Here is a 16,941-nt window from a genome sequence, read left to right as displayed (position 1 = left end):
GCGGCAGCCTTTCCGGCGGCGTTTTCGCCCCGTCTCCGTTGTCGCCGGCCTATTGTAAATCTGGTGGATCTGACAGTGGCTCTTTTTACCGCGAAAGCGACGGGAACAGTAACATATCGTCCGGAAATCGGCAGCGTGCCGCTCAGCCTGCTGACGGCGGCCTATCTGCTGTTTTTCACGAACCGGACATTCTGGTCGAAGGTTCACACCTATCTTTCGGCCTATCCGGTCGCCATCGTCGCGCTTTATGGCGCCATGGCTGCCCTTTTCGGCGCGCTAATCATTATTTTTTCCGCCAAATATCTCATCAAGCCGTTCTTGATCTTCCTGATCTTCGCGGCGGCGGCCGCTTCCTGGTTCATGGATCGCTACGGCATCGTTATCGACAGCGATATGATCCGCAACGCCATGGAGACGACACAGGCGGAAGCCGGCAATCTGATCACGCCCGGCTTTCTCTGGCACATGGCGATTTACGGACTGGTGCCGTCCCTCCTCATCGTCGCCGTGCGTGTGCGGCACCGGACGATCCTCGACAAGCTTTTATGGAACACGATCAGCATCCTGATCTGTCTTACCATCGCCGGCATCATCAGCTTCGCCAATTCCAAGACCTTCACCACCGCCGTGCGCCAGCACAAGGACATTGTCAAAAGCGTCAATCCCCTGTCGCCGATCATGTCGGCCATTCATTATTTCACGCTGGCCGGCAAGGAAGTCGATATTCAGGTCAGCCCGGTCGGCAGGGATGCGAAAATCCTGCCTTCATTGGGCGGCGTCCGCAAACCCCGCATCACTGTCATCGTGGCGGGCGAGACCGCGCGGGCCGCGAACTTTTCCCTGAACGGTTATGGGCGCGAGACCAATCCCGAACTCGCAAAACGCGGCGTGATTTATTTTCCAAACACGACCAGTTGCGGCACCGCGACGGCGATTTCCATTCCCTGCATGTTCTCGAAGTTCCCGCGTTCGCAATATAGCCACAACAAGGCGCTGGCCAATGAAAACGTCATGGATGTTCTCGTCCATGCCGGTGTCAGCGCCACATGGCTGGACAACAATACCGGCAGCAAGAACGTGGCCGACCGTATCCCTTATTTCGATCTGCCCTCGACCAATGACAGCCGCTTCTGCACTGGCGGAGAATGCCGCGACGATATCTTCTTCGACAAGCTCGATTCCTGGCTCAATAACGTTACCAGAGACAGCGTGATCGTGCTGCACCAGATGGGCAGCCACGGGCCGACCTATTATCTGCGTTATACCGACGAATTCCGCAAATTCACCCCGGATTGCCGCACGGCCGAGCTTGGCAACTGCTCCGACGCGGAGATCGTCAATTCCTACGACAACACGCTTCTTTACACCGACCATTTCCTCTCGACCGTGATCGACAAGCTGAAGGCCCGTTCCGACAGGCTGGCGACGAGCATGATCTATGCATCGGACCACGGCGAATCGCTTGGCGAGAGCGGCGTCTACCTGCATGGCGCGCCGTATCTGCTGGCGCCCGACCAGCAGACCCATGTGCCGTTTCTCGTCTGGTTCGATGACGATTTTGCCAAATCCATGGGGCTCAACAAAGCCTGCCTCGCAAAAACCGCGGCGGAGGGCGGGCGCTCGCACGACAATTATTTCCACAGCATCCTCGGCATGATGAATGTCTCCACATCGGTCTACGATCCATCGCTCGATGTGTTCGGCGGCTGCACCCAGCGTCAGAACAGCTGAAACACTGTGCTTGACGCTTATCCGGAGAAAGAGATACGCAAGACGAAGCGATAGAGGGAGCTGTCTTGCGGGTTCTGCTTGTTGAAGACGATCATGTGCTGGGCGAAGCGCTGCGGGACCATGTCGCAGCGGCGGGTCATGCTGTCGACTGGTTCAAGACGCTGGGTGACGCCATGGCCGCGACGCTGACGATGGGTTACGGCCTCATCCTGCTCGACATGCGCCTGCCGGACGGCGAGGGCATCACCCTTCTGCAAGGCCTGCGCCAGCGCGATGACGCGACGCCGGTCATCATTCTGACGGCCCACGACCAGGTCTCCGACCGCATTGCCGGACTGAACGCCGGTGCGGACGATTATCTGGTCAAGCCTTTCGATCTCAACGAGCTTTCGGCCCGCATGCTGGCCGTCTCGCGCCGTTACGAAGGGCGTTCTGCTCCCGTCATCCGCCTGCCCGGCATCGAGATCAATCAGGTGGCGCGCAACATCACGGTCGATGGGACGGCGCAGACGCTGAGCGCCCGGGAATGGGCCGTGCTGGAGAAACTCGTCGAACATCCTGGCGCCGTCGTTTCCAAAGCGCAATTGCACGACACGCTTTATGAATTCGGCGCGGAAATAGAAAGCAACACGGTCGAGGTCTATATCAGCCGGCTGCGCAAGAAAATCGGCCATGACCGCGTCGAGACCGTGCGCGGCGTCGGCTACACCATCAGATAGTCAGAATTACAAGCAGGCAGAAATGGCCAGACCGACCAGCATGACCCGCAAGCTCGTGACGGCGCTGACCAGCGTTGTCGCCATATCCTGGCTACTTGCCTGCGCGCTGGGCGTCATGGTGATGCAGGATGAGTTCGCCGAGATTTTCGACGCGGGCCTTGAGGAGACCTCAGAAAGGCTTCTGCCGCTTTTGCTGGACGATCTTCGCGAAAACAATACCGCGCCCGCGGCGCAGAAACTCAACAAGCCGGCGGAGGGGGCGGAATATCTGACCTACCAGGTTCGCGACCGTGAAGGGCAAGTCGTGCTGCATTCACATGACAGTTCGACGGAACCTTTCGAGGTACCGCTCGATCCCGGTTTTTCAGAGACATCGTCGCAACGTATCTTCACGATCGCTTCGCCGGACGACAATTATTTCCTGCAGGTCGCCGACGCCTTCGCCAATCGCCGCGAGGCGATCGAAGAGGCGGGCGCCGCGCTGCTTCTCCCCGTTCTCATCCTCATTCCCGCCAGCATTTTTGCCGTCATTGTGGTGGTGCGCAGAACGCTGCGACCGATACAGACCCTGCGCGACGATATCGGCAAAAAGGACGGCGGCAATCTCGCGCCACTGCCGACGCAACCATTTCCGGGCGAACTGCATCCCATTGCCCGTTCGGTCAATCTGCTGCTCGGACGATTGCGATCGGCAATCGAGGCGGAACGGGAATTCACCGCCAACAGCGCCCATGAATTGCGCACGCCGATTGCCGGCGCGCTGGCGCAGGCGCAGCGGCTGCATGCCGACATTCCGCCGGAGCTTGCGCCGCGTGTGGAGAACATTGAAAAATCCCTGCAGCATCTCGCCCACCTGGCCGAAAAACTGCTTCAGATGTCGCGCGCTGAAGCAAAGATCGGGGTCACCGATAAAACGAGCGACGTCATCCCCGTGCTCGAACTCGTGATCGATGACATGAGCAGAACGACAATCGGAACGTCGCGCATCCGTTTCAACAATCGCCGCGACGGCGGTTTACCCTGCAGGATCGGCGCGGATGCCTTCGGCATCATCATTCGCAACCTTCTCGAAAACGCGCTGATCCACAGTCCGGCGGAAAGCCCGGTGCAGGTCGTCGCCGAAGCAGACGGCACGATCCACATCGTCAACTCCGGGGCGGCTATCGATGGGGGGCTCTTACCCAAGCTAACGACGCGTTTTACCAGGGGCCAGACCACGGCGGACGGAACCGGGCTTGGTCTGGCCATCGTCAAAAGCCTCGTGGAGCAAGCCGGCGGAAAGCTGCTGCTTTCCTCTCCGGCGCCGGGTCGGCAGGATGGTTTTGAGGCCCGCATCGTCCTTCCTGTCGAACCCGCCTGACTGCAGAAAAGAACAAGCCCGCCGGAAGGGCGGGACTTTTGCCGGTCTGGATGCGGGTCGCTCAATCCTCGTGAATATGGCTGTGATCGCGCGTGTCGCGCATCTTCACATAAACCACCAGCGACAGAGCGATCATGATCGTCACATACCAGAAGAACCAGCTTTCGTGGCCGATTTGCTTGAACTTCAGGGCCACGAATTCCGCCGTTCCGCCGAATATGGTGTTCGCCAGCGCATAGGGCAGAGCCACGCCAAGCGCGCGGATATGGGCAGGGAACATTTCCGCCTTCACCACCGCATTGATGGAAGTATAGCCGGTAACGATCAACAGACCGACCAGAACGAGGGCGAAAGCCATGATGGGATCGGTCGTCGTCGAAAGCGTGCTGAAGATAGCATAGGTGCACAGCGTTCCGAGAATACCGAAGCCGACCATCAGCGGTTTGCGGCCGATCTTGTCGGACAGCGCGCCGGCGAGCGGTTGGCACAGCATGAAGACGAAGAGCGCCGCCGTGGTGATCTCCGTGGCGCTTTCCTTGCTGAAGCCGGAGGTGTTGACGAGGAATTTCTGCAGATAGGTCGTATAGGCGTAAAAAGCGAGCGTGCCGCCGGAGGTGAGCGCCATGACCATCAGCGCTTCCCTTGGATAGTGCTTGAACAGCGCCCATCCGCTGGACTTCGGCTTGTCGACAGCACCGGTCTTGGCATTTTCGAAGGACTGCGTCTCGACAAGGCCGCGGCGGATATAAAATACCGCAATCGCCAGAAGACCGCCGATGAAGAAGGGAACGCGCCAGCCCCAGGAGCCGAGTTGTTCCGGCGTCAGGATCCGCTGCAACACCAGAAGCACCGCCAGCGCCAGAAGCTGACCGGAAATGAGCGTCACATACTGGAAACTGGAGAAGAAACCACGGCGATTCTTGCCGGCCATTTCGCTGAGATAGGTCGCGCTCGCGCCATATTCACCGCCGACGCTGATACCCTGCAGAAGCCTTGCGAAAACCAGAATGGCCGGCGCGGCAATGCCGATCGCCTCGTGGCCGGGCGTAATCGCGATCAGCAGCGAACCGAGACACATCAGCGTGACAGATAAGGTCAGGCCGGCCTTGCGGCCCTTGCGGTCGGCATAGGTGCCCATGAACCAGGCCCCGATGGGCCGCATCAGAAATCCGACTGCGAAAACGGCGGCTGCGCTCAGAAGCTCGGCGGTCTGGTTTCCGGAAGGGAAAAACACCGGCGCAAAATAAAGGGTGAAGGCCGAATAGACATACCAGTCGTACCATTCGACGAGATTGCCCGCCGATCCGCCGATGATGGATTTCAAACGGGTTTTCTGATCCGGCGCGGTGGCGGGACCATTTGCCATAATATTCACGGGTAAACTCCAATTCATCTTCGTCTGGAGATGGAAGGGCGAACGGAAGGTGTGATAATTTGTCGCTCTCGGTGGGGGTATATACCCGCCATGTTGCAGTGCGCAAGTTTATACCGCGCCGCAATATTGACGAAAAAACAGCAAGGGCGAGCAAAACCCTCGTCGCGCCCTTTCTGTAACCACACGGCTTTTCGTCGGGATTTTGGGTGAAAACCGCGAAAGCGGAGGTGCCCGACTGTGATCCGCCTTGTAAGCCGCCCGTGCTCAAACTAAAAAATATCAATGATTTACGATATATCGGACGTACAGATCGAGAAGCTCCTCATTGCCGCCGCCCGCGCCGGCGAGGCGCTGGCGCGGCTGGACGAGCGGATCGACCGGTCACCGATGAAACAGGGCTTCATCGAAAGACAGGATTTCACCGATGCGATTTCATCCATGTGGGTGGATGGCGAACTCGTTCACATGGAAGATCTTGTGCTGCATGACGCCCATATGGATGTGCGCGCGCCAACCCATGAAATGACGGCGGCGCACCGGATTCTCCGCTCGCGACGGCTGATCTTTTCCAATGCCTCCGGCTGGGCCTTTACCGCGCCGGGCCTTTCGAGGCTACGCGGCAGGGCCGCGCTTGCCGAAGAGCCAGCACCTCCACGGCAAACACTCGACCATTCCCGCGATGAAGATGCCGACGCAGAGGAGGAAACATCGCTGGACGGCGCTTTTTCCGAGCTGGACGCGCTGCTGGCGCGAAGCGCCGCAACGCTCGATGCGATCACCACCGGAGGCGCGCTTCAGCCAATGCACAGGGAGGAAAGCCATGCGATCATCAACGAACCCGACTGGGACGAAGACGAACGGTTGAAAGAATGGTGGGCTGTCCTTGCGCGCACGGAAGAACTGCCGGCAATCCTTCGCACCGCCATCCTGCTCGACGCGTGGAACATGATCGAGGTGCTGCAACGCAGCCCCTGGCTCGGCCGACTTCTGGTCTCCGCCTTTCTGCGCGACGGCGCCGTCACACCCGCTCACCTGCCGGCCCTGAGCGCCGGTCTGCGTGCGATCCCACGGGAGCGCCGGCACGCCCGAAACCAGACGCAGCGCATTGCCGCACTTCTCGACAGCTTTTACGAAGCGGCGCAGGCCGGCATGAAGGAACATGACCGCCTGACCCATGCGCGAGAACGCATGATGCGCAAACTGGCCGGCCGACGCTCTTCCTCTCGCCTGCCGGAACTGGTGGAGCTTGTCGTCTCTCGACCGGTGGTTTCGGCGGCGATGATTGTCAAGGAACTCGGCACCACGCCGCAGGGCGCTATAGGCCTCGCCAACCAACTGGAATTGCGGGAAGTGACCGGCCGTGGCCGGTTTCGCGCCTGGGGCATGCTGTAGCGAAAGCCGCCCGTCCTCGCAAGAGCCCTGAAAACGTGGGATTTTCGGCCATTTTCGGGCAGGGCGTGCCGCAGGAACCGGCGATCACGAATCTTAACAAAATTTAACTATTGCGTAGGTCGATGAAGCCGCTATGTTCCTCGCTGCGTTGCAGCACCGATATTCTTCTCCGGCAACGCGGTCGCATTCGGCCCCGGCAACTTTTCTGTGCCGCCCGCATTTAAGTGTCCATTCTGAGGGAGATGCAATAATGACAATTTCAATCTCACAACCCGATTCCGATCACGAAACCGATGCTCCATTTGCCAAAAAGGTCCTCACCGCACGCAATCTCGCCGGATATACGGTCGAACAGCTTGCCGTGACCTGCGGCCTGACCACCAGCGAAATACGCGCGCTGGAAGACGGCACGGACAGCGATCCGCTGCGCATCAGACGCGTTGCCGCAGCACTTCATATTCCCGTTGAAACTGTTATCTGATCCACCTGGCGATCATTAAAAATCTCAGCGCCGCCGGGGACGATGTTCCGGGAACATCCGGGCGGCGCGCGTGGCCTGATTAAGCCAATCCCTTCCGGAACATTTTCCGCGCTCCTCTCTTAACATTTTCGTTATCCGGCACCACATGGGGTTCGCGAGCGACCATGTTTCGCCTTTGCGACATGTGCCCCGCTTGCGCGAGAGCAGCAACAACCTCCGGAATCCTGCCATGACACTAAGTCTCGACACCGAAGAACGGGTTTCTTCAGCACTGGATGAATTGTGGCCGGCGGAGAAGACGGAAATTCTTGACTGGCTGATCACGGGCACCAAGGACGAACGCTTTATCGACGACATATTCGTCGAACTCTGCAACAGGCTTCGGGAGAGCGGAGTTTCCGTGGCGCGGGGCGTGCTCGCTTTCCGCATTCGCCATCCGCAATGGCTTGGCGCGCGCATTCTGTGGAAAGCCGGCCTGTCCTCCGCCGAGATTGCCACCTATGGCTACGGATCTGAAAATACGCCTGAATATCTCAATAGCCCCATCAACGACATTCATCAGGGCGCCACCGAAGTCCGCCACCGGCTGAACGGAGAAGACATCGATGAGCCCGGCTATACGATCTACGAAGACCTGCGGGCCGAGGGGCTGACGGATTATTGCGCCTGGCCGATCGAGCATACCTTCGGCAAGCGCCATGTCGCCACATTCTCCAGCGACCGGCCCGGCGGTTTTTCCGACAGCGAAATCCTCGCCCTGAAAAACCTGCTTCCGGCACTGGCGCTCGTCAGCGAAATACGCCTGAAGAACCGTATGACGCGCACCCTTCTGGAAACCTATGTGGGGCCGCATGCGGGCGAAAAAATTCTCAACGGCGCAACGACACGCGGCAGCGGTATGACAGTGGGTGCGGCGATCCTGATCTGCGACCTGCGCAATTTCACCCATATTTCCGACCTTTGGCCGCGCGACGATGTCATCGAGCTTCTGAACGGTTATTTCGACGCCATGTGCGATCCCATCGAGGAATTCGGTGGCGAAATCCTGAAATTCATGGGCGACGGGCTGCTGGCGATTTTCCCGCTCAGCGACCCGCAGGCCTGCGAAAACCTGCTGAAAGCCATTGCCAGCGCGCAGAAGAGCCTCGTTGCGCTGAATGAAATCAATCGCCGCAAGGGACACGATCCTCTCGGCTACGGCATCGGCGTGCATGTCGGCGATGTCATGTATGGCAATATCGGCTCGAAAACCCGCCTCGATTTCACCGTCATCGGCCCTGCCGTCAATATCGCGTCACGGCTGGAAACGCTGACCAAGGAGACCGGGCGCAATGTGCTTTTCTCAGAAGAATTCGTGCGCACCGCCGGATATCAGGGAAAGCTGGAAAATCTCGGCCCATGGCTGCTGCGCGGCCTCGAAACCCCTGTTGAGGTATACGCCCTGCCCCATAATACGGCCCTGACAGCTTCGGCTGATTGATTGTTGCGCGGGGCTTTTCTCGATACCAGCCATCCGCGCCGCACCATCTTCCTGAAGGCGTGATTTCGCCCCCCTGGATCATCGTCAAAACGCTTGACACATCTGCGATGTCGATCTAGCAAAATAGAACATATATTCCATATCGAAACATTGCTTGTATTCATATTCTGTCCTTCCGGGAGTGAGGGATGGGTGTGAGAAACCGGAGGAAAGATGGTTACGAAATTGGCGCTGCTCGGCGCTGGACGGATCGGCAAGGTCCACGCCAAGGCGATCACCACCGACAGCCGTGCGCAGCTGGTGGCCGTTGTCGACGCCATGGCCGGCGCTGCGGAAGCAATCGCCCGCGAAGCGCAGTGCAAGGTCAGCACGATCGATGAGGTTCTGGCCGACAAGACGATCGACGCCGTCATCATCTGCACGCCGACCAACACCCATGCCGACCTGATCGAGCGTTTCGCCCGCGCCGGCAAGGCGATCTTCTGCGAAAAGCCCGTCGATCTCGATGTCGCCCGCGCGGAAGCCTGCGCCAAGGTGGTCGAGGAAACCGGTGCGAAGGTGATGCTCGGTTTCAACCGCCGTTTCGACCCGCATTTCCAGGCCGTCCACAAGGCAATCGACGATGGTCGCATCGGCAAGGTGGAAATGATCACCATCACTAGCCGCGACCCCGGCCCGCCGCCGGCCGACTATATCAAGGTCTCCGGTGGCATTTTCCGCGACATGACCATTCATGATTTCGATATGGCCCGCTTCCTGCTCGGCGAGGAAGTGGAAACCGTGTTCGCCACCGGTTCCGTTCTTGTCAATCCGCAGATCGGTGCGCTGGGTGACTTCGACAGCGCCAGCATCATCCTGACCACGAAAAGCGGCAGGCAGGCGATCATTTCGAATTCCCGCCGCGCCACCTATGGTTATGATCAGCGCATCGAAGTGCACGGTTCGGAAGGCTCGGCGGCTGCCGAAAACCAGCGCCCGGTTTCCATCGAAATCGCCAATGCGGAAGGTTACACCCGCCCGCCGCTGCATGATTTCTTCATGACGCGTTACACGGCGGCCTATGCTGCGGAAATCACCGCCTTTATCGACAGCATCGAAAACAATGTCGCACCGTCACCCTCCATCAAGGACGGTCTGATCGCGCTGAAACTGGCCGACGCCGCGCTGAAATCCGCGACCTCGAAGACGGCCGTGACGATCGGCTGAAGGCCTTAAGCGCGACGCCGTCATATGGGCATGAACCCCACCAGACATGTTGCCGTCATCCTCGGCCTTGTGCCGAGGATCTAAACACGTCGAATACAACCAGCAAGTCGCAGATCCTCGGGACAGGCCCGAGGATGACGTCGATGCAATTGGCATGAATTAAAGACTTGCGCCTTTTCGAGAAATCTAAACCAGACAGTAGCGCAGGCTAAGCCGGCAATCCGCCTGCCAAAAACGCAGCTTCCACACTTGCATGGCAGCTATTCGGAAAATAAGGTTGTCTGACAAGGTGCCGTCATAACATATGGCCGACACCCACCTCATTCATCCCGAATACTCTTTTGCCGACGGCAGTCGGATAGCGGTTTTCTTATGCCACCACCCAGAACCGGCTTTCTTTATGCGCTTGTCGCCTTCACGATCTTTGCGGCGCAAGATGGCATATCGAAACATCTGGGCAGCGCCTATCCGCCGGTTTTTATCGCCATGCTGCGATATTGGGCCTTTGCCGTTTTTGTTCTGCTGATGGCTGCAAAATCCGCCGGCGGCATCAGGGGCGCCGTCATGGCCAACCGCCCTTGGCTGCAGATCGGCCGTGGCGTGCTTCTTGCCGTACAGATCGTTTTTTCCATCTTCTCCTTCGCCGTCGTCGGGCTGGCGCACAGCCATTCCATCCTCGCCTCCGCGCCGCTGATCGTTGCGGCGCTGTCCATGCCTTTGCTGGGAGAACATGTGGGCTGGCGGCGCTGGAGCGCCATTTTTGTCGGCTTCATCGGCGTTCTCGTCATTCTCAAGCCGGAGGGCGACGGTTTTGATAACAAGCTCATCATCACCTTCGTGGCCGCCTTCATGTTGGCGCTCTACAGCGTCCTGACCCGCCTTGGCAGCAAGAGCGATTCAGCGATGACCAGCTTCTTCTACACCGGCGTGGCCGGCGCGGCGGCCCTGACGCTGGTCGGCCCGTTTTATTGGGTCAACCTCGCTCCGCAGGATTGGGGCTGGATGCTGGCGCTTTGCATTACCGGCATGAGCGGCCATTATTGCCTGATAAAGGCGTTCGAACTGGCGGATGCGGCCTCCGTGCAGCCCTTTTCCTATTACCAGCTGGTGCTCGTCTCCATCATCGGCGTCACCGTCTATGGGGAAGTGGTGACGCCCAACATGGTCATCGGTGCGGCGATTGTTATCGCCGCCGGCCTCTTCACCATCTGGCGGGAGCATGTGGTTGCCCGCAGGAACCGCCGGGAAACGAAATAGACGGCCAGCGCTGGAAATCCCTAGACGAGGGCCGCCTCACACCGCAACAGCATCCCAAACAGGTCACGTGGTTCATCCGGGTCGGCCAGCAGATCGAGCTCGGTATAAAGCCCGGTGGATGGCAGCTTTGAGCGCACGTAACGCAGCGCCGAAAAATCTTCCGTCGCGAAGCCGACGCTGTCGAACAGCGTGATCTGCCGGTCGCTTGCCCGCCCCTGCTTTTCACCCGATATGACCTGCCAAAGCTCGGTGACGGGATAATCCGCCGGCAATTGCTGGATTTCACCTTCAATGCGTGTCTGCGGCGGATATTCCACAAAGATATCCGATCGCAGCAGAATGTCCCGGTGCAGTTCCGTCTTGCCGGGGCAATCGCCGCCCACGGCGTTGATGTGAATGCCGGGCCCGACCATGTTGTCGGTCAGGATCGTCGCATATTGCTTGTCGGCGGTGACTGTCGTGATGATATCCGCCCCTTCGACCGCTTCCTGCGAGCTTTCACAAATCTTGATGGCAAAACCCTGCCCGGCGAGATTGCGGGCGCATTTTGCGCTGGCGGAAGGGTCGATATCGAATAGCCGCAGCGTGTCTATGCCGAGGATAGCCTTGAAGGCGCGCGCCTGGAATTCGCTCTGTGCGCCATTGCCGATGATGGCCATGGAGCGGGAGTTCTTGCGGGCGAGATATTTTGCGGCAACAGCGGAGGTGGCGGCGGTTCGCAGCGCCGTCAGGATGGTCATCTCGGTCAGCAGCAGCGGATAACCATTGCCGACATCGGAAAGCACGCCGAAAGCCGTCACCGTCTGGCGGCCTTCCTTCATGTTCTTCGGATGGCCGTTGACATATTTGAAGCCGTAAAGCGTGCCATCGCTGGTCGGCATCAGTTCAATGACACCTTCCTTCGAATGCGAGGCAATGCGCGGCGTCTTGTCGAAGCTTTCCCAGCGGCGGAAATCCTCTTCCACCACCCCGGCAAGCTCGCGCAGAAACGTATCGATGCCCACGCGCAGCACAAGTTTCATCATGTGATCGACGCTGACGAAGGGGACGATATTGAGGTTCGGTATCACGGTCATCATATCACCCCTTTCAGCCGGCCCGCGTCGGGCGGTCCATGACCCGCTTGCCCAGCAGGCTGGCGGCGAGATCCACCATCAGCGTCGCGGTTCTGCCGCGCTCGTCGAGAAACGGGTTGAGTTCCACGAGATCGAGACTGCAGACCAGCCCGCTATCATGCAGCATTTCCATCACGAGATGCGCCTCACGGAACGTCGCGCCGCCCGGAACCGTGGTGCCGACGGCGGGCGCGATGGAGGGCTCGAGAAAATCGACATCCAGACTGACATGCAAAAGCCCGTTCGCCGCCTGAACCCGAGCGAGGAATTCGCGCAGCAGGACGGCAACACCGTGCTCGTCAATCGAGCGCATGTCGTGAACGGTAATGCCGCTTTTTTCCAAAGCGGCCCTTTCGGCCGGATCAACGCTGCGGATGCCGATCATGCCGATATTTTCCTCAGGCACCGCATGGGAAAGCGGCGGGAAATAACCGTCAAAACCCTTTCGCCCGCTGAAATAGGCAACCGGCGTACCGTGCAGATTGCCGCTGCGCGTCGTCTCCAGCGTGTGATAATCGGTATGGGCGTCGAGCCAGAGCACAAAAAACGGACGGCCCTTTTCAGCCACCCGGCGCGCCATGCCGGCGACCGTCCCTGCGGAAATCGCATGGTCGCCGCCGAGAAAGATCGGTACGGCATCCGCGCTCTCACGATAGGCAGCCTCCGTCAGCGCCTCGGTCCAGGCCACGGTTTCAGGCAGATGATGCACGGCGGGATTGGGATGGTTAAATTCGCGGAAGGTCACCGGCGTCACATTGCCGGTATCGACAACGCGATGCCCCAGTTCTTCGAGAGCATAGGCAAGCCCCGCAACGCGATAGGCGCTCGGCCCCATTTCGCATCCCAGTTGCCCGGCCCCGATCTGCAACGGCGCACCAACAAGCCTGATTTCCATTCCCGTCCTCACTTTCCTGCCAACAAGCCCAAGTTCACCACAGCGATCCGGCGAAATGAACATCAAATATTGGCAATATTATCGAAATAAGCTATCGATATGGTAAAATTGATTTACCGAATTGGTCATATGGACAATCTCGACGAGCGGCTCATAACCCTTCTGCGCCACAATGGCAGGCGCAGCATTTCCGATCTCGCAATCGAGACGGGAACCTCGCGCGCGACGGTGCGTTCGCGCATCGAAAGAATGGAGAATGACGGCACGATCATCGGCTATACCGTCATCCTGCGTGCCGACGCCGTGGAGGCTGCAATCCGCGGCATCATGATGATCGAGATTGAAGGCCATGTGACGGACCGCGTCATCCGCACACTCGGCGGTTTTCCGGAAATCTCTGAAATTCACAGCACCAACGGCCGCTGGGATCTTATCGTGGAACTCAACGCCGCCACGCTCAGCGATTTCGACGCGGTACTGCGCCGCATCCGCTTGGTGCCCGGCATTACCGGCAGTGAGACCAGCCTCTTGCTCTCCACCCCGCGTTCCACCCGCGCACGGCTCTGAGCCACGGGCAAACGCAAAACAGGGATAAAACGCATTTTTCGATTTTTTCGACTTGCGCCCCGGAATAAATCATCTATATGACGACCCACCAAAGCGAACGCGCCACGCGCTTTAAGGCTTTTGGGGAATAGTTCAATGGTAGAACAGCGGACTCTGACTCCGTCGATCTTGGTTCGAATCCAGGTTCCCCAGCCAATTCTCCTTAAAAGCCCTTAATTCCTTGATTTTCCAGTCGTGCCGGATAGTGTTTTGGCATCATTGGCGACCTGATGCCCAGAACTGATGCCCTGAGGTGATGCCCACGCCGTTCAAGCGCGAGGGACAAAGCAGGGCATTCGCCATGGCCGTGCGCCACGAAGTCGAGAATCTGATCCGCCGCGGAAATATCTTCTATTGGCGGCCACGCGTCCCGGCCGCTCTCATCAACTGCGGTCCCGGTACGTGTCAACGGGGCGGTCGCCAATCAGTTCGATGAACAACGCGAGGCGACTCTGTGCTGTCGAAAGATCGCGTTCGATGTTAGCTCCGCCTCCGAGGCGTCGCGCGGCGATATATGTCGGGATCACATCGGTCAGTGCCGGCTGAGGCGACTTCGGACGCTTAACCGTTCGTCAATCCAGCTCGAAGGCCGGAATGAGCCTCCCATGAGCATCGCGACGGGTGCCTTCGTCATCCGGCAGGGGCTGAGGAGGTGCGTGTCCTTTACCGTCGGCCATATCGTCACGCTGTTCGAACAACAGGAATGCGCTAACTACTTCAAATCGTGCGGATATGACCCCGAGTAAAGCGGACGCCCTCTAGACGCGAAAACTTTACCCACGGTCCGACGTTCGCGACACTCATCTCACAGCCAAGCCAGCGATGGTGATCATCACGCAACAAGTATGTGGGTCATTTTGTGGGGCCAAGGCGCAAATTAATTACAACGCATTGACAAAAATACGCTTTTTTTTGCATCAATGGCGGGCCGTGCGGGATAGCGATGAGAACTATGTCTACGCCATAGCCCTCCAAAATGGGAGCTAAATGCCCGACCGGGCCTTACGATTCGCGCGTGGTGCCGAAGCCTTCCAGCGCGAATTCAAAGCGTTGGGCACCCCATCGCCTGCAAGCAACTTCCTGTTGCCAATTCCGGGTTTCGACGGGGGGCGAGGGTGCAAGAGCCCGGCTCTCGCACCCTCCTGTCCTGTCAGAGATGCTTTTTGTAGAACGGCACGAGCTTCGCGACCGCTTTGGCGACGGGCTCGGGCTGGTCGTAGAGATCGTAGTGGGTCGCGCCCTCGACGACGAACAGGTCCTTCTGGCTCTTCACTCGGGCGTAGAGTTCCTGTCCGTCCTTCAGCGAACCGAACGCGCCGGGCACGGAGCCGGTGATGATCTGGATCGGCTGCGTCAGCAACTCTTCGACCATGTGGAACGCATCGAAGGCGATCACGCTGCCGACGCTGGTAAAGCGCAGCTTGTTGGGCGCGCAGGCATTCTGGCCGCGCGGCGTGCGGTAGTAGTCCACGGCCTGCGAGACATCGACATCCGTGATCCCGGCCGCGTCGCGCTCCTCTGTCGAGTTCGGAATCCAGTTGTTGATGAGCGGTTCCGTGCCGCGCGCCTCGGCGGTGCGCTGCTTGCCAATGGCTTCGAGTGCAGCAATCACGTCGCCCTCGCGGTTCAAACGGCCGATATTCGCGCCGACCACCGTGCCCACGGCTTTGATGCGGTGTTCGGTCATGGCGGCGTTCACGGCATAGCCGCCGCCCGCACATACACCCAGCACGCCAATCTTCTCCTCATCGATATAGGGCAGCGTGACGAGATAATCGACGGCGCAGCGCACGTCCTCGACGCGGGTGGCGGGGTCTTCGATATAGCGCGGCTCGCCCCCGCTCTCGCCTTGGAAGGAGGCATCGAAGGCGATGGCGACGAAGCCCTGTTCGGCCAGCTTGGAGGCATAGAGACCAGCGGTCTGTCCCTTGCAGCTAGACCCCGGATGGACGCAGACGATAGCTGCGTACTTCCTGCTCTCATCGAAATCGGCGGGGAGGTGCAACTCGGCCGCCACATCCCATGTGCGGTTCGTGAAGGTCACGGATTTCATACTTGATCTCCTTTTTAGGGCTTGTCGGATCGGTTTCGATAGAACCTATGTAGCAGCCGCGTTCCATTTCGATTAGACATCATATGATGCATGCCTGCATTAGTGAGGCTTATGAATGGACGGAGAGAATCTGCGAGACCTGAATGCCTTCGTCGTGGTCGCGGAGGAAGGCAGCTTTACCCGCGCCGCCGCCCGGCTTGGCGTCTCGCAATCCGCACTCAGTCAAACGATCCGTGGACTGGAGGAGCGCCTTGGTCTGCGCCTTCTCAACCGCTCTACTCGAAGCGTCTCGCCAACAGAGGCAGGAGACCGGCTGCTGGCCCGCGTCCAGCCGGCGATGCAGGAGATCAACGAAGGACTGACGCAGCTGACCGAATTGCGCGAGAAGCCCGCCGGAACGATCCGCGTTACAGCAGATGAGTTCGCTGTCCATCACGTCCTCTGGCCCGTGATCGAAGGCTTCCTGCCAAATTACCCAGATATCGGTATCGAGATAATCACTGACTACGGTCGCGCGGATATCATCAATGATCGCTATGATGCCGGTGTGCGTCGTGGCCGGCTGATAGCGCAGGACATGATCGCGGTGCCGATCAGCGCGGATATCCGCATGGCCGTGGTAGGATCACCCGCATACCTTGCTGGACGACAGCGGCCAAAGACACCGCAGGATTTGATCGGGCACGCCTGCATCAATCTGCGCCTGCCCAATCACGGCGAGTTCTTCGCATGGACGTTCCGCAAGGGCGGCAAAGAACACCGCATCAAAGTTGAGGGGCAACTCGTGTTCAGCACGCTGCCGGCGATTCTGACTGCAGCGGTGGCGGGCTTTGGACTGGCCTACATGCCGGAGGCGATGGTCAGGCCCCATGTGGAATCGGGACAGCTCGTCGAGGTGCTGAGCCCTTGGCGTCAGGTCTTCGAGCGGTATCACCTCTACTATTCAAGCCGGCGTCTGGCATCCCCCGCGTTTTCTCTGCTGGTGGATGCACTGAGGTACCGAGAATAAGCTGGCAGCATTTCGACAGTGCGATTGAAGTCGGAAGTCGAAATAGTCATGCTGCGCCACTCAGCACTCGGTTTTGTCGTGGAACTGGCGGTACTTTGCGGTCTTTCTCACCCGGTAGCGGTGCGGTGATGGCGGCAATATCGCACCCTAGAGGGCAATCGGCTGTCCGACTTGAGAGATAGGTGACGTTTTGTACCGGAGACATGGGTAACACTTTTCGCTTTGCGGGAGGTGTTGATGCCGTGGAGAGAGACTTCGGTTA

Annotated in this window: 15 protein-coding genes and 1 tRNA gene; 12 read left to right on the top strand and 4 right to left on the bottom strand. The window is 59.0% G+C overall.

The genetic code is table 11. The features are described 5' to 3' along the window. Positions 1-63: 63 nt before the first annotated feature. The 3 genes from PL597_RS11165 to PL597_RS11155 all read left to right on the top strand — a co-directional run bounded on the left by PL597_RS11165 (position 64) and on the right by PL597_RS11155 (position 3,810). Positions 64-1,731 (top strand): phosphoethanolamine transferase, encoded by a 1,668-nt coding sequence (locus tag PL597_RS11165; RefSeq protein WP_077984752.1) that lies wholly within the window; start codon positions 64-66, stop codon positions 1,729-1,731. A 65-nt stretch (positions 1,732-1,796) separates the two neighbouring features. Next, positions 1,797-2,450, top strand: coding sequence for a response regulator transcription factor (locus PL597_RS11160; RefSeq protein WP_077984751.1), 654 nt, complete (start codon positions 1,797-1,799; stop codon positions 2,448-2,450). A 22-nt stretch (positions 2,451-2,472) separates the two neighbouring features. Further along, the gene (locus PL597_RS11155) at positions 2,473-3,810 is read left to right on the top strand and encodes a sensor histidine kinase (protein WP_269824623.1); all 1,338 of its coding nucleotides are present in this window, start codon (positions 2,473-2,475) and stop codon (positions 3,808-3,810) included. 61 nt (positions 3,811-3,871) lie between these two features. Here the strand turns inward: PL597_RS11155 and PL597_RS11150 are convergent, their stop codons facing one another. Beyond that, the gene (locus PL597_RS11150) at positions 3,872-5,176 is read right to left on the bottom strand and encodes an MFS transporter (protein ID WP_271365225.1); all 1,305 of its coding nucleotides are present in this window, start codon (positions 5,174-5,176) and stop codon (positions 3,872-3,874) included. A gap of 291 nt (positions 5,177-5,467) precedes the next feature. Between PL597_RS11150 and PL597_RS11145 the strand changes: the two genes are divergently transcribed. From PL597_RS11145 to PL597_RS11125, 5 genes are all read left to right on the top strand, one after another. Then, positions 5,468-6,577 carry an RHE_PE00001 family protein gene (locus PL597_RS11145; protein WP_077984748.1) on the top strand — a complete coding sequence of 370 codons (1,110 nt, stop codon included), beginning with the start codon at positions 5,468-5,470 and terminating at the stop codon, positions 6,575-6,577. Between the two features lie 250 nt (positions 6,578-6,827). Beyond that, on the top strand, positions 6,828-7,058 hold the full coding sequence (locus tag PL597_RS11140; protein WP_003522093.1) for a helix-turn-helix domain-containing protein: 231 nt from the start codon (positions 6,828-6,830) through the stop codon (positions 7,056-7,058). Positions 7,059-7,287: 229 nt separating this feature from the next. After that, on the top strand, positions 7,288-8,538 hold the full coding sequence (locus PL597_RS11135; protein ID WP_077984849.1) for an adenylate/guanylate cyclase domain-containing protein: 1,251 nt from the start codon (positions 7,288-7,290) through the stop codon (positions 8,536-8,538). A gap of 213 nt (positions 8,539-8,751) precedes the next feature. Next, positions 8,752-9,744 carry an inositol 2-dehydrogenase gene (gene iolG / locus PL597_RS11130; RefSeq protein ID WP_271365185.1) on the top strand — a complete coding sequence of 331 codons (993 nt, stop codon included), beginning with the start codon at positions 8,752-8,754 and terminating at the stop codon, positions 9,742-9,744. Positions 9,745-10,116: 372 nt separating this feature from the next. Beyond that, positions 10,117-11,001, top strand: a complete 885-nt coding sequence (locus tag PL597_RS11125; RefSeq protein WP_271365184.1) for a DMT family transporter — start codon at positions 10,117-10,119, stop codon at positions 10,999-11,001. Between the two features lie 20 nt (positions 11,002-11,021). Here PL597_RS11125 and PL597_RS11120 read toward each other — a convergent pair whose 3' ends face one another. Both PL597_RS11120 and rocF read right to left on the bottom strand, forming a co-directional pair. After that, complete coding sequence (locus PL597_RS11120; protein ID WP_271365183.1) at positions 11,022-12,077, bottom strand: ornithine cyclodeaminase; 1,056 nt, start codon at positions 12,075-12,077, stop codon at positions 11,022-11,024. Positions 12,078-12,090: 13 nt separating this feature from the next. Beyond that, positions 12,091-13,011: an arginase gene (gene rocF / locus PL597_RS11115; protein WP_269826967.1), complete on the bottom strand. Its 921-nt coding sequence runs from the start codon at positions 13,009-13,011 to the stop codon at positions 12,091-12,093. Between the two features lie 129 nt (positions 13,012-13,140). Between rocF and PL597_RS11110 the strand changes: the two genes are divergently transcribed. From PL597_RS11110 to PL597_RS11100, 3 genes are all read left to right on the top strand, one after another. Then, complete coding sequence (locus PL597_RS11110; RefSeq protein ID WP_077984743.1) at positions 13,141-13,578, top strand: Lrp/AsnC family transcriptional regulator; 438 nt, start codon at positions 13,141-13,143, stop codon at positions 13,576-13,578. A gap of 121 nt (positions 13,579-13,699) precedes the next feature. Beyond that, positions 13,700-13,773, top strand: a tRNA-Gln gene (locus PL597_RS11105). A gap of 449 nt (positions 13,774-14,222) precedes the next feature. Continuing rightward, the gene (locus PL597_RS11100; protein ID WP_271365181.1) at positions 14,223-14,363 is read left to right on the top strand and encodes a hypothetical protein; all 141 of its coding nucleotides are present in this window, start codon (positions 14,223-14,225) and stop codon (positions 14,361-14,363) included. A gap of 404 nt (positions 14,364-14,767) precedes the next feature. Here PL597_RS11100 and PL597_RS11095 read toward each other — a convergent pair whose 3' ends face one another. Then, positions 14,768-15,670, bottom strand: coding sequence for an alpha/beta hydrolase (locus PL597_RS11095; RefSeq protein ID WP_269824627.1), 903 nt, complete (start codon positions 15,668-15,670; stop codon positions 14,768-14,770). 115 nt (positions 15,671-15,785) lie between these two features. On the opposite strand from PL597_RS11095, the gene PL597_RS11090 reads away from it, so the two are divergent. Next, positions 15,786-16,679, top strand: coding sequence for a LysR family transcriptional regulator (locus PL597_RS11090; protein WP_269824628.1), 894 nt, complete (start codon positions 15,786-15,788; stop codon positions 16,677-16,679). Positions 16,680-16,941 lie beyond the last annotated feature (262 nt).

It is taken from the genome of Agrobacterium sp. ST15.13.013 (assembly GCF_027956525.1).
Taxonomy (GTDB): Bacteria; Pseudomonadota; Alphaproteobacteria; order Rhizobiales; family Rhizobiaceae; genus Agrobacterium; species Agrobacterium salinitolerans.
Note: the sequence above shows the minus strand (reverse complement) of the source record. Positions and strands in the feature narration are given on the sequence as shown.

Coding starts and splice junctions, on each gene's coding strand:
- PL597_RS11155 (WP_269824623.1), top strand. CDS start 2,473: ATGGCCAGACCGACCAGCATGACCCGCAAGCTCGTGACGGCGCTGACC.
- PL597_RS11150 (WP_271365225.1), bottom strand. CDS start 5,176: ATGGCAAATGGTCCCGCCACCGCGCCGGATCAGAAAACCCGTTTGAAA.
- PL597_RS11145 (WP_077984748.1), top strand. CDS start 5,468: ATGATTTACGATATATCGGACGTACAGATCGAGAAGCTCCTCATTGCC.
- PL597_RS11140 (WP_003522093.1), top strand. CDS start 6,828: ATGACAATTTCAATCTCACAACCCGATTCCGATCACGAAACCGATGCT.
- PL597_RS11135 (WP_077984849.1), top strand. CDS start 7,288: ATGACACTAAGTCTCGACACCGAAGAACGGGTTTCTTCAGCACTGGAT.
- iolG (WP_271365185.1), top strand. CDS start 8,752: ATGGTTACGAAATTGGCGCTGCTCGGCGCTGGACGGATCGGCAAGGTC.
- PL597_RS11125 (WP_271365184.1), top strand. CDS start 10,117: ATGCCACCACCCAGAACCGGCTTTCTTTATGCGCTTGTCGCCTTCACG.
- PL597_RS11120 (WP_271365183.1), bottom strand. CDS start 12,077: ATGACCGTGATACCGAACCTCAATATCGTCCCCTTCGTCAGCGTCGAT.
- rocF (WP_269826967.1), bottom strand. CDS start 13,011: ATGGAAATCAGGCTTGTTGGTGCGCCGTTGCAGATCGGGGCCGGGCAA.
- PL597_RS11110 (WP_077984743.1), top strand. CDS start 13,141: ATGGACAATCTCGACGAGCGGCTCATAACCCTTCTGCGCCACAATGGC.
- PL597_RS11100 (WP_271365181.1), top strand. CDS start 14,223: ATGAGCATCGCGACGGGTGCCTTCGTCATCCGGCAGGGGCTGAGGAGG.
- PL597_RS11095 (WP_269824627.1), bottom strand. CDS start 15,670: ATGAAATCCGTGACCTTCACGAACCGCACATGGGATGTGGCGGCCGAG.
- PL597_RS11090 (WP_269824628.1), top strand. CDS start 15,786: ATGGACGGAGAGAATCTGCGAGACCTGAATGCCTTCGTCGTGGTCGCG.